Source organism: Comamonas sp. GW821-FHT11H03, assembly GCF_058807955.1.
Window position 1 is genome coordinate 250881 of the sequence record NZ_JBXARF010000002.1, and the last position, 12291, is coordinate 263171.

11 protein-coding genes are annotated in these 12291 nt (G+C 62.9%); 7 read left to right on the forward strand and 4 right to left on the reverse strand.

Annotation, left to right across the window (positions count from 1 at the left end; all coding sequences use genetic code 11):
* Positions 1 to 128: 128 nt before the first annotated feature.
* The 3 genes from pcaF to AC1RTQ_RS05625 form a co-directional block, all read right to left on the reverse strand.
* On the reverse strand, positions 129 to 1340 hold the full coding sequence (gene pcaF / locus AC1RTQ_RS05615; RefSeq protein ID WP_302092236.1) for a 3-oxoadipyl-CoA thiolase: 1212 nt from the start codon (positions 1338 to 1340) through the stop codon (positions 129 to 131).
* A 72-nt stretch (positions 1341 to 1412) separates the two neighbouring features.
* Positions 1413 to 2054 carry a 3-oxoacid CoA-transferase subunit B gene (locus AC1RTQ_RS05620; RefSeq protein ID WP_003074107.1) on the reverse strand — a complete coding sequence of 214 codons (642 nt, stop codon included), beginning with the start codon at positions 2052 to 2054 and terminating at the stop codon, positions 1413 to 1415.
* Between the two features lie 31 nt (positions 2055 to 2085).
* The gene (locus AC1RTQ_RS05625; protein ID WP_003058692.1) at positions 2086 to 2787 is read right to left on the reverse strand and encodes a 3-oxoacid CoA-transferase subunit A; all 702 of its coding nucleotides are present in this window, start codon (positions 2785 to 2787) and stop codon (positions 2086 to 2088) included.
* Between the two features lie 103 nt (positions 2788 to 2890).
* On the opposite strand from AC1RTQ_RS05625, the gene AC1RTQ_RS05630 reads away from it, so the two are divergent.
* The 7 genes from AC1RTQ_RS05630 to AC1RTQ_RS05660 all read left to right on the forward strand — a co-directional run bounded on the left by AC1RTQ_RS05630 (position 2891) and on the right by AC1RTQ_RS05660 (position 11256).
* The gene (locus tag AC1RTQ_RS05630; RefSeq protein WP_492874652.1) at positions 2891 to 3721 is read left to right on the forward strand and encodes an IclR family transcriptional regulator domain-containing protein; all 831 of its coding nucleotides are present in this window, start codon (positions 2891 to 2893) and stop codon (positions 3719 to 3721) included.
* 279 nt (positions 3722 to 4000) lie between these two features.
* Complete coding sequence (locus AC1RTQ_RS05635; protein WP_492874653.1) at positions 4001 to 5581, forward strand: ABC transporter substrate-binding protein; 1581 nt, start codon at positions 4001 to 4003, stop codon at positions 5579 to 5581.
* An 11-nt stretch (positions 5582 to 5592) separates the two neighbouring features.
* Positions 5593 to 6558, forward strand: coding sequence for an ABC transporter permease (locus AC1RTQ_RS05640; protein ID WP_492874654.1), 966 nt, complete (start codon positions 5593 to 5595; stop codon positions 6556 to 6558).
* The gene (locus tag AC1RTQ_RS05645) at positions 6555 to 7466 is read left to right on the forward strand and encodes an ABC transporter permease (RefSeq protein WP_492874655.1); all 912 of its coding nucleotides are present in this window, start codon (positions 6555 to 6557) and stop codon (positions 7464 to 7466) included. Before AC1RTQ_RS05640 ends, AC1RTQ_RS05645 begins: the two co-directional genes overlap by 4 nt.
* The gene (locus AC1RTQ_RS05650; protein WP_492874656.1) at positions 7466 to 8485 is read left to right on the forward strand and encodes an ABC transporter ATP-binding protein; all 1020 of its coding nucleotides are present in this window, start codon (positions 7466 to 7468) and stop codon (positions 8483 to 8485) included. The genes AC1RTQ_RS05645 and AC1RTQ_RS05650 overlap by 1 nt, the downstream gene beginning before the upstream one ends.
* Positions 8482 to 9531: an ABC transporter ATP-binding protein gene (locus tag AC1RTQ_RS05655; protein WP_492874657.1), complete on the forward strand. Its 1050-nt coding sequence runs from the start codon at positions 8482 to 8484 to the stop codon at positions 9529 to 9531. Before AC1RTQ_RS05650 ends, AC1RTQ_RS05655 begins: the two co-directional genes overlap by 4 nt.
* A 39-nt stretch (positions 9532 to 9570) precedes the next feature.
* The gene (locus AC1RTQ_RS05660) at positions 9571 to 11256 is read left to right on the forward strand and encodes an amidohydrolase (protein ID WP_492874658.1); all 1686 of its coding nucleotides are present in this window, start codon (positions 9571 to 9573) and stop codon (positions 11254 to 11256) included.
* Here the strand turns inward: AC1RTQ_RS05660 and AC1RTQ_RS05665 are convergent.
* Entirely contained in the window at positions 11253 to 12224 is a 972-nt protein-coding gene (locus AC1RTQ_RS05665; protein WP_492874659.1) for a CobW family GTP-binding protein, read from the reverse strand. The two genes, AC1RTQ_RS05660 and AC1RTQ_RS05665, sit on opposite strands and share 4 nt — an antisense overlap.
* Positions 12225 to 12291: the final 67 nt, after the last annotated feature.

Genomic DNA, 12291 nt, shown 5'->3' on the forward strand with positions numbered 1-12291 from the left:
TGGCCGGGGCGCGGGCTGCCGCGGTGGCACACCTGCGAGAGAAGGTGCACGTCAGCGGTCGTTGTTTTTGAGCAAGAGGCAAGGGGGCGGCAGCAGGCCGGACTGATCCGGCCCTGCCGCAGTCGGGATCAGACGCGTTCGAGCACCACGGCAATGCCCTGGCCCACGCCGATGCACATGGTGCACAGTGCGTAGCGGCCGCCCAGGGTATGGAGCTGATTCACGGCCGTGGTGGCCAGGCGGGCGCCTGATGCGCCCAGGGGGTGACCCAGGGCGATGGCGCCGCCCCACTGGTTGACGCGGCGGTCATCGTCGGCAATGCCCAGGTCGCGCAGCACGGCCAGGCCTTGTGCGGCAAAGGCTTCGTTGAGCTCGATGACATCCATCTGCTCAAGAGTCAGGCCTGTCTGGGCCAGCACCTTGCGCACGGCGGGAGCGGGACCGAAGCCCATGATGCGCGGCGCGACGCCGGCCACGGCCATGCCGACCACACGGGCGCGCGGCACCAGTCCGTACTGGCGGGCGGCTTCCTCGTTGGCCAGCAGCAGGGCGCAGGCGCCGTCGTTGACGCCGCTGGCGTTGCCGGCCGTGACCGTGCCATCGGGGCGTACCACGCCCTTGAGCTTGGCCAGTGCCTCGATGGTGGTGGCGCGGGGGTGCTCGTCCTGGCTCACGACGATGGGGTCACCCTTCTTCTGGGCGATGGAGACGGGAACGATCTCGCGTGCCAGATGGCCGGCAGCAATCGCTGCTGCTGCCTTTTCCTGGCTGGCCAGGGCCATGCGGTCCTGGGCTTCGCGCTCGATCCTGAAGTCGTCGGCCACGTTTTCGGCGGTCTCGGGCATGGAGTCCACGCCATACTGGGCTTTCATCAGCTTGTTGACGAAGCGCCAGCCGATGGTGGTGTCGTAGACGGCATTGCTGCGGCTGAAGGCGGACTCGGCCTTGGGCATGACGAAGGGCGCGCGGCTCATGCTCTCCACGCCGCCGGCAATCATCAGGCGTGCTTCACCGGACTTGATGGCGCGCGCGGCCGTGCCCACAGCATCCAGGCCCGAGCCGCACAGGCGGTTGATGGTGGCGCCGGACACGTCTATGGGCAGGCCGGCCAGCAGTGCCGACATGCGGGCCACATTGCGGTTGTCCTCGCCTGCCTGGTTGGCGCAGCCATAGAGCACATCGGCCACGGCGGTCCAGTCCACGTCGGGGTTGCGCTGCATCAGCGCCTTGATGGGCAGGGCGCCCAGATCATCGGTGCGCACGCTGGACAGCGCGCCGCCGTAGCGACCGAAGGGGGTGCGGATGGCGTCGCAGATAAAGGCTTGGTTCTGGTTGCTCATGGCATGTCTCCGTTATGAAAATTGAACTTCTGGTGCAGACCGGATCGGCCCTGAAGGCCGTCAGCGTGTCGTTCAGGCCGCGATGGGCAGGCCCACGATGCGTTCGAGCTCGGCGTGCTCCAGGCCTTCGACCTTGTCGATCAGGCGCAGCCCCTCGGCAGTGCATGCCAGGGTGCACAGATCGGTGTAGATGCGCTTGACGCAGCCCAGCCCGGTCAGCGGGTAGCTGCACTGGGCCACGACCTTGCTTTCGCCCTTTTTGGTGAGCAAATCCATCATCACCCAGGTCTGCTTGGCGCCAATGGCCAGGTCCATGGCTCCGCCCACGGCGGGAATGGCGCCGGGCTCGCCCGTGCTCCAGTTGGCCAGGTCGCCCGTGGCCGAAACCTGGAAGGCTCCGAGCACGCAGATGTCCAGATGGCCGCCGCGCATCATGGCGAAGCTGTCGGCGTGGTGGAAATAGCTGCCACCGGGCAGCAGGGTCACGGGCTGCTTGCCGGCATTGGTCAGGTCGTAGTCTTCAGAGCCGGCAGCCGGTGCCGGGCCCATGCCCAGAATGCCGTTCTCGCTTTGCAGCACGATTTCGCGTCCTGCGGGGATGTGGTTGGCCACCAGGGTGGGCTGGCCTATGCCCAGATTCACATAGGCACCGTCATGAATGTCCTGGGCCACGCGCAGGGCCAGTTCGTCCTTGCTTCGTTTTTGATAGCTCACGCTTGTATCTCCTTGCTGGACATTGGCTGGCTCAGGCCGCCTTCTTGAAGCCGCCGGCCTGGGTGGCCACGCGCTCGATCTTCACCACCTGGCTCACATAGATGCCCGGGGTGACCACGGATTCGGGGTCAAGCTGGCCGAGTTCCACGATGTCATGCACGGTGGCCACGGTGAACTTGGCGGCCGAAGCCATCACGGGGCCGAAGTTGCGCGCCGACATGCGGTAGGTCAGATTGCCCCATCGGTCGCCTTTTTCCGCCTTGATCAAGGCCACATCGCCATGGATCGGGTACTCCAGCACGTAGTGCTTGCCGTTGATCTCGCGCGTTTCCTTGCCTTTGGCGAGTTCGGTGCCGTAGGCCGTGGGGCAGAAGAAAGCGCCTATGCCTGCAGCGGCGGCGCGCATGCGCTCGGCCAGATTGCCCTGGGCCACCAGCTCTAGCTCGATCTTGCCGCTGCGGTACAGCTCGTCGAAGACCCAGCTGTCCACCTGGCGCGGGAAGCTGCAGATGATCTTGCGCACCTGGCCGGTCTTGAGCAGGGCGGCCAGGCCGGTGTCGCCATTGCCGGCATTGTTGTTGACCACGGTGAGCTCGCGTGCACCCTGGGCGATCAGGCCGTCGATCAGCTCGCCGGGGATGCCCGAGGTGCCGAAGCCGCCGATGAGCACGGTGGAGCCGTCTTGAATGCCGGACAGGGCCTGAGCGACCGAGTCGGCGATCTTGTTGATCATGGGGGTCTCCAATTTTCTATACAAAGACTTGCGCCATTGGCGCTAAAATGTTCGCATATAGAACATTTGTTCGCTAAAAGAATTGTAGGAAAGGATGAAGAAAATGGAGACTGTAAAAACCACATCAGGGAAAACCCCGGTTGAGGGCGAGGTGCCCTCTCTCAAGCCCGGCGACAGCTATGTGCAGTCCTTTGCCCGGGGGCTGGAAGTCATACGCTCGTTCAGTGCCAGGGCGCCGGAGCAGACGCTCAGCGAGGTGGCTGCCGCCACGGGTCTGACGCGTGCCGGTGCCAGGCGCATCCTGCTGACGCTGCAGACGTTGGGCTATGTGCGCAGTGACGGCAAGTACTACGCACTCACCCCGCGCATCCTGGAGTTGGGTTTTGCCTATCTGAGCTCCACGCCGCTGTGGAATCTCGCCGAGCCTGTCATGGAGCGTCTCTCGGACGAGGTTCATGAATCTTGCTCGGCTGCCGTGCTCGAAGGACAGGATGTGGTCTATGTGCTGCGCGTGCACACGCACAAGATCATGAGCACCAATCTGGGGGTGGGCTCGCGTTTGCCGGCTTGCTGGACATCGCTAGGCAGGGTGCTGCTTGCGGCGCTGACACCTATGCAACTGGAGCAGGTCCTGAACGAGCGGCAGCGCAAGCAATTCACTCTTCATACTCTTCAGGACGACACAGCTTTGCGCAAGGAAATCGCTCAAGTACGACAGCAAGGTTGGTGCTTGCTGAACCAGGAACTTGAAGAAGGTCTGATTTCCATCGCTGCCCCCATCCTCAATGCACGGGGAGAGACGATTGCGGCACTGAACATCAGTGGTCAAGCAAATCGCACTACCCCCGACATCATGCGCGAACAAATGCTGCCTCGCTTGCTGAGTGCAGCAGGTGAAGTGTCGCGCTTGGTGGCACTGCAGCCGCGGCGTTGACGGCCTGTCGGCTCGATCAGAAGCAGGCTAAAGACAGTGCGCCAATAGCGTCATCTTGGAATATCTGCTTCTTTTTATTCTAAAAATAATATTAATCAATTTCTCAATTAGGATATTTCTGAAATTCAATGGGTTTTCTCAAGAATATGGTGAATACCCGTAGGTGATAATACTCAAATTAACGACTGGACCTATGAAATGTGTTCATCTGGATCTATGTCATACCCAATTGCCTATCTAGTATGGAGACGGTTTTCCATGGATTAGCGAGGCAAAAGAATGAGGATTCTCTTTCAGGCTGGTTTGGCGACTTTGATTTTGGCCAAGGGTATGGCGGGGTCAGTGGTCTTGGCCCAAGAAACGCCAAATAAAGGGGGCACTCTGGTCATGGCATTTCCCCAGACTCCCCGACACCTCAACAGCGCCGTGCAGTCAGGCGTGGCAACGCAGATACCGGCCACTCAGTTGTTCGCCAGCCCGCTGCGTTTTGACGATAACTGGAAGCCTCAGCCCTATCTGGCCGAATCCTGGGAAATGGCGCCTGACGGCAAGAGTCTGACCCTGCATTTGAGAAAGGATGCAGTTTTCCATGATGGAAAGCCGATTACTTCCGAAGATGTGGCATTTTCCTTGATAGCCATCAAGCAAGACCATCCTTTTGAAAGCATGATGGCGCCAGTCGAAAAGGTGGAGACGCCTGATAAATATACGGCCATCATTCGGATGAGTAAATCTCATCCGGCCATTATTCTGGCCATGTCACCGGCATTGGCACCTATTTTGCCAAAGCATATTTATGGTGATGGTAAGGATTTGAAAACTCACCCGCGCAACAGCAAGGATGTGGTGGGGTCCGGTCCGTTCAAGTTGGTTAATTTCGAGCCCGGACGTCGAGTGGTTCTGGAGAGATTCGACAAGTATTTCCTCAAGGGCAAGCCCTACCTCGACAAGATCGTGATCGATGTGTCGCCTGACATCACGGCCACCACACTGGCCTTCCAGCGCGGCTCGATCCAGATGATGCCCTTCTTCAACCGCACTGTGGACCTGCGACGCATGCAGTCGAACAAGCAGATTGCGATGACCTCCAAGGGCTACGAGGGTGTGGGGGCCATGGACTGGCTGGCCTTCAATCTCAAGAAGAAGGAGTTCTCTGATGTGCGCGTGCGCAAGGCCATCGCCTATGCGATCGACATGGGTTTCGTCAACAAGGCGCTGAACGCAGGGCTGTCCACCTCGGCCGACGGGCCTGTCGCGCCCTCCAGCCCCTTGGCCAGCAAGGAGCTTGAGATCTATTCCGTGGACCTGAAGAAGGCTGCCGAACTGCTGGATGAGGCAGGCTACAAGATCGAGGGTGGCAAGCCTCGCATGAAGCTCGTCATGGACTTCGTGCCCGGTGGGGGCAATGCCAAGACACTGGCGGAATACATCGCCGCGCAGCTGCGCAAGCTGAACATCGTCACGGAGGTTCGTACATCGGCCGATTTCCCGAGCTGGGCCAAGCGCATGGCGGAGCGGGACTACGACATGAGCATCGACACGGTCTTCAACTGGGGTGATCCTGTCATCGGCGTGCACCGCACATACCTGAGCTCCAACATCAAGCCGGCCGTATGGACCAATACGCAGAACTACAGCAACAGCAAGGTGGATGCGTTGCTGGAGCAGGCTGGGCAGGAGATGGATCTGACCAGGCGCAAAGCCCTGTACGCCGAGTTCCAGAAGATCGTGACGGACGAGGTGCCCATCCGCTTTCTCGACATGGTGCCCTACTACACGCTTACCCAGGGCAACGTCGGCAATGTGCCGACGACGATCTGGGGTCCAGTGAGCCCGCTGGACGAAGTTTTCCTGAAGTAGTGCGGTCGGTCATGAAAAGCCTGATCTTCAAGCTCCTGAGCGGACTTGTGCTGGTGCTGGCGGTCGTTGTACTCAACTTCGTCTTGATTCACGCGGCACCAGGTGATCCCGTGGAAACCATCGCCGGCGAGAGCGGTGGCATGAGTGAGGAGCTCAGAACGCAGTTGCGCACACAGTACGGTTTGGACCAACCCCTGCCGGTGCAGTTGGGCCGCTACCTGGGCAAAGTGGTGCAAGGCGACCTGGGCTACTCCTACTACTTCAACATGCCAGTGTCCTCGCTGATCCTGGAGCGGCTGGAACCCACGCTGCTGCTGGTGGTGGTCTCGGTGCTGCTGGCTTTCTCCGTCGGCACTTGGCTGGGGGTGCGGGCCTCGCGAAATCCGAATGGCTGGCTGTCGCAGTTCACCACGGTGTTCTCGATCGCCGGATTTTCGGCGCCGGTATTCTGGACCGGGATGATGCTCATCATCTTGTTCGCGTCGGTGTGGCCCGTGCTGCCGGTGGGAGACATGACCGATTCCGCCTCCACGGCTACCGGCTGGGCCGTGCTGCCGGATGTGCTGCTGCACACCATCCTGCCCGCGACGACGCTGGCTTTCGTCTACATGGCTCAGTACAGCCGGCTTTCACGCGCTTCGATGGTCGATGTGCTTGGCTCGGACTATGTGCGCACTGCGCGCGCCAAGGGCGTGTCGGAGCGCAACATTCTCTACAGGCACGCGCTGCGCAATGCAGTGCTGCCCGTCATTACGGTGCTGGGCTTGCAGTTCGGTAATGTGCTGGCTGGCGCCGTGCTGGTGGAGACGGTCTTCAACTGGCCCGGTCTGGGGCGCCTGGCATTCGACTCGGTGCTGCGGCGTGACTACCCAACTGTCCTCGGTATCTTGTTGTTCTCATCCATCCTGGTGGTGGTGATGAACGTGCTCACTGACCTGGTCTACCGCATGGTGGATCCTCGCATCAAGACATCATGAGTGCTGCAACCCCCTCTACCGTCAAGGCCCGTGTGCCGTCCGCACCGCCTGCGATCCAGACCGAGAACCCCTGGCAGGAAGCCGCGCGCATGTTCATGCGCAACAAGTCTGCCGTTGTCGGGCTGCTGGTGCTGCTGGCAGTGGTGATCGGCTCGGTGCTCATGCCCTACATCTACCCGACGGACCCGTTCGAGATCGCCGCAGCGCCGATGACGCCGCCGTTCATCGAGCCCGATGTGTGGCTGGGCACCGACTACCTGGGCCGCGATGTGCTGAACATGCTGCTTTTCGGCGGGCGCGTCACGCTGCTGGTGGGCGCTGTGGCCGCGCTGCTGTCTGTCACCATCGGCGTCACGCTGGGTGCACTGGCAGGCTTTTACGAAGGCCACTGGTTCAGCAGCCTGCTGTCGCGCATCACTGAGTTCTTCCAGGTGTTGCCGGCCCTGTTGTTCGCCATGGTGGTGACCAGCCTGTTCTCGCCCACGCTGGTCACGGTCACCATTGCCATCGGCATCGTGAGCTGGACGGCCACGGCCCGGCTGACGCGGGCCGAGTTCCTGCGCTTGCGCAACATCGACTACGTGCGCGCCGAGCGCGCCATCGGCGCGAAGAACGGCCGCATCATCTGGCAGGTCATCCTGCCGAACGCGCTGCCGCCGCTGATCGTGTCGGCCACGCTGGCCATAGGCACAGCCATCCTGTTCGAGGCCGGCCTGTCCTTCCTGGGGCTGAGCGACCCCAACCAGATGAGCTGGGGGCTGATGATCGGCTCCAGCCGCGCCTATGTGTTGACCAACTGGTGGGCGGTGACCTTTCCGGGCCTGGCCATCTTCATCTTGGTCCTGGCCATCAGCCTGATCGGCGATGGGCTCAACGATGCCTTCAACCCCAAGCTGCGGGAGCGCTGATGACTGAACAAGCTTTGTTGCACGTGGAAGACCTGCGCGTGGAATTCAAGACCCGCCGCGGCGTGGCCTCGGTGCTCAATGGCGTGAGCTTCCAGGTGCGCCCACGTGAGACGCTGTGCGTGGTGGGGGAGTCGGGCTGCGGCAAGAGCATGACGGCGCTGGCCTTGCTTCGGCTGATCCCGACGCCGCCCGGCAAGATCGCTTCCGGCCGTGTGCTTTACGGGCAAGAGGATCTGCTGCAGGCCAGCCCGGCGCGCATGCGCGAGATCCGCGGTAACCGCATCTCCATGATCTTCCAGGAGCCCATGACCTCGCTGAACCCGGTCTACACAGTGGGCCAGCAGATCGCTGAAGCGCTGCAATTGCACACCGACCTCAATGGCAGCCAGGTGCGCCAGCGCACCATCGCCATGCTGCGACAGGTGGGAATTCCGGCTCCTGAGCGCCGCGTTGACGACTACCCGCACCAGATGTCGGGCGGTATGCGCCAGCGCGTGATGATCGCCATGGCCCTGGCTTGCGAGCCCGAGGTTTTGATTGCCGACGAGCCCACAACGGCGCTGGATGTGACGGTGCAGGCGCAGATCTTCGATTTGCTGCGTCAACTGCAGGCCGATCGTGGCACGGCCATCGTGATGATTACGCACGACATGGGCGCGGTAGCCGAGATGGCCGACCGCGTGATGGTCATGTATGCCGGGCGTGTTATCGAGGAGGGCACGGCCGATCAGGTGCTGCAGCAGCCGCTTCACCCTTACACCCAGGGTCTGATTGCATGCTTGCCCGAACTGGGTCGCAGCGCTGGCGGCCAGCGCGCGGTGCTGCCAGAGATCCCTGGGATGGTGCCGTCGATCTGGGAGCTGGGCAGCAACTGTGCCTTTCACCAGCGCTGCGCCCATGCCACGGACCAGTGCCGGAGTCAGGTGCCGGCTATGGTGCAGAAGACGCAGGGCCATGGTGTGGCCTGCTGGCTATACCAGGCAGTACAAGCGCAGGCCCTAGAGGAGGTGCCGGCATGAGTGCGTTCCCCCATTTTTCCGAGCGCCAGCGCCAGCCTCTGGTCTCGGTGCGTGACTTGACGATTCATTTCCCGGTCGGCAAGCGCGGCTGGGGCCAGCCGCCTGAGCTGGTGCGTGCCGTCGATGGCGTGAGCTTCGATGTGGCGCGTGGTCGGACCATGGCCATCGTCGGCGAGTCCGGATCGGGCAAGACCACGACCGCGCTGGGCGTGTTGCGCCTGGTTCCGGTCACCTCGGGCCGGGTGCAGCTGGGAGGTGTGGACATGACGGCGCTGGAGGGCGAGCCGCTGCGACAAGCGCGGCGCCATGCGCAGATCGTGTTTCAGGATCCGTTCAGCGCGCTGAATCCGCGCCAGCGCGCGGGCGAGGTGGTGCGCAGTCCGCTTGAGCTGATGCGCATAGGCAGCAAGGCCGAGCGCGAGGACCGTGTGGACGAACTGTTCCTTCAGGTGGGCCTTCGCCCCGAGCAGAAGCAACTGTTCCCGCACCAGTTCTCGGGTGGTCAGCGCCAGCGCATCAACATTGCGCGCGCTCTGTCCACCAAGCCTCAGCTTGTGGTCTGCGACGAACCGGTCTCGGCACTGGATGTGGCCATCCGCGCGCAGACGCTCAATCTGCTGTCGCGGCTGCAGCAGGAGCTGGGTCTGACTTACATGTTCATTTCACACGACATGGCGGTCGTGGAGCACCTGAGCGACGACATCTCGGTGATGTACCTGGGGCAGATCGTCGAACAGGCGCCGCGCCGGCCGTTTTTCACACGGCCGCTGCATCCCTACAGCGTGGCGCTGATGTCGGCCGTGCCAACGGTGAGTGGGGGCCGGGCGCGTGCGGCTCAGCGCATCAAGCTGATGGGCGATCCGCCCAGCCCGATCTCGCCGCCGCCCGGCTGCCGCTTTGCCCAGCGCTGCCCGGTGGCGTTGCCGGAGTGCTCGCAGGCGCTGCCCGAGCTGCGCGAGGTCGAGCCCGACCACTGGGTGCGCTGCCACCGTGTGGAAACACGCTGTGGCGTGGCCCAGCCAGTGCTGCAGTGGCAGGCTGCCTGAAATTCCATTGTTTGAAACCACGCCACAGGAGCGGTGCGCATGTCTGAAACCACGGTCTATGTAGCCAGGAAAATCCTCACGATGAATCCCCGCCAGCCCGAAGCGACCCACTTGGCGGTGCGCGATGGCCGTATCCTCGCCGTGGGCGATCTGGCGCGTATGCAGGCCTGGGGGAGGCACCGTCTGGACACCCGGTTCGAGGGCAAGGTGCTGATGCCCGGCCTGGTTGAAGGGCACTGCCATCTCAAGGAAGGTGGCATGTGGGTGTTTCCGTATGTGGGCTGGTTCGACCGTGTAGGGCCAGACGGTCGCCTCTGGCAAGGCTTGCAATCCATGGAGGCGGTGGTCGACTCCATGAAGGCTGCCTCCGACGCCTGGGACGCAGCGGGTCGGCCGGCGGACGACCCGCTGGTGGTCTGGGGGTTCGATCCGATCTACTTCGGCCGGGATCGCATGAGCGTGAAGCACCTGGACCGCGCCAGCAGCACGCGCCCGCTGGTGGTCTGCCATTCCAACGGCCATCTGATGAACGTGAACTCGCGCATGATGGCCATGGCCGGTATTACGCGTGATACCGACATCGAGGGCGTGGTCAAGTTCGCCGATGGCGAGCCCACGGGTGAGCTGCAGGAGCCGGCGGCCATGTTTCCGGTGGCGCGGCGCCTGGGGCCCTCGGGCTCGGGCCTGCTCGCACCCATGGACGACGACGGTATGCGCGGCTTCGGGGCCATCGCCTGCATGCGTGGCGTCACCACGGCGACCGATCTCGTCAACCAGCTTGCCGATCACGATATGCAGGTGCTGCTCGGGGCCTGTGAGCGCGACGACTACAACGTACGCGTAGTGCCAGCCTTCAAGGCCTTTCACGGGACCTGGGGCGCGCAGGACGGTGTGGCGCGTATCGCGCAACTGCAGGCTCAGCATGGTGGCATGGACAGGCTGCGCTTCGGCGTGGTCAAGATGATGCTGGATGGCTCCATCCAGGGCTTCTCGGCGCGACTGCGCTGGCCTGGATATTTCAACGGCGCATCCAACGGCATCTGGGTTACCTCGCCGGCGCAGTTTGAGGCCGATTTCGAGACCTATCACCGCGCGGGTCTGACCATCCATGTGCACACCAATGGCGATGAGGCCAGTCTGGTGGCCATCGAGGCGATCGAGCGGGTGCTGGCACGTGCGCCGCGCGCCGATCACCGTCACACGCTTCAGCACGGCCAGATGATCGACAGTGCCATGTTCCGGCGCATGGCGGCGCTGGGCCTGTGCGCCAACCTGTTTGCCAACCATGTCTACTATTGGGGCGACCAGCACGCGCAGATGACCATGGGGCCTGACCGCGCCATGCGCATGAACGCCTGCGCCAGTGCGCTGGCCCATGGCGTGGCCCTGGCCATTCATTCCGATGCGCCGGTAACACCGCTGGGCCCCTTGTTCACCGCTTGGTGTGCAGTCAACCGGCGTACCGCCTCGGGTCAGGTGCTGGGTGAGAGCGAGTGCATCTCGGTACCTCAGGCCTTGCACGCAATCACGCTGGGTGCCTCCTGGACGCTGAAACTCGACGGAGAGATCGGCAGTATCGAATGCGGCAAGCGCGCCGACCTGTGCGTGCTTGAGGATGACCCGTTGGCCGTCGCTCCGATGGAGCTCAAGGACGTGCGGGTGTGGGGCACGATGCTGTCCGGCCGTGTCTTCGAGGCCTCCAGCATGCGGCACTCGGTCGGTTAGGCCGAAAAAAGCTCGGCCAGTTGTTCGCGTGGCAATTGCTCACTCAGGCCGATGGCGACGAGCTGCTGCAGAGCTGGGTCAGGCGCCTGCGCGAGACGGCGGAAGTTCGCGCGCCGGCCAGCGAACTGGATCTCGGCCCAGCCGTGCTCCAGCGTCCGCACCTGGCCCTTGAGGCGCAGAAGCCGGCCAGCCAGCGGCGCTAGGCTGCTACGCAGCGCCTCGCTGCCAAACGCGGGCAGGGCGGTGGTGGATATGGACCAGGTCTCGAAAGCCAGTGCATGCTGGCGTGAAGCCTGCAATGGTCGGTTCGCAAAGTTCTCAGTGTTGCCCGGTCTGGTGGTGCGCGGTCGGTAGGCATGGCCGAAGCTGGAGCCAAGAAGGGTCGGGTCGATCTCGCCTTGCGTGGCCGGTACGGTCACCGCCTGAGGGCAGGCTGCCTGGCACCAGGCCAGGACTTGCGCCATCTGCGCCGGCGTGACCAGGTCGGCTTTGTTGAGCACCAGCAGGTCGGCATGCACCAGTTGCAGGCGAAGGCCATCGCGCAGCAGCGGATCGTTGGCCTGCTGCAGGATGCTGTCGCAGTCCACGACCACCACCACGCTTTCCAGTCGCAGATCGGGGTCGACCAGGCCGATCTGGGCGATGCGCCACGGATCCGAGATGCCACTGGCCTCGACCACAATGCTGTCGAAGCGGGGAGTGGCCGCGAGTACCCGGATCATGGCGTTCGACAGGTCGTCGCCGATGGAGCAGCACACGCAGCCATTGGTTAGCGCAATCGTGTCACCCTGCACACCGGCCAGAAGGCCTGCGTCAATGTTGATGGCGCCGAAGTCATTCACCAGCACGGCGCAGCGTGGCATGTTAGGCATGCGCAGCAGGTGGTTGAGCAGCGAGGTTTTGCCGGCACCGAGGAAGCCGCCGATGACGGTCAGAGGGCGGGGTTGAACGTTTGCGCTGTGAAGCAAGGTCTAAGTTCCGGTGAGTACTTGTGCTTGCATTCTCTAGTGCCCTCTCCTCAGGAGCAAGTGCTGG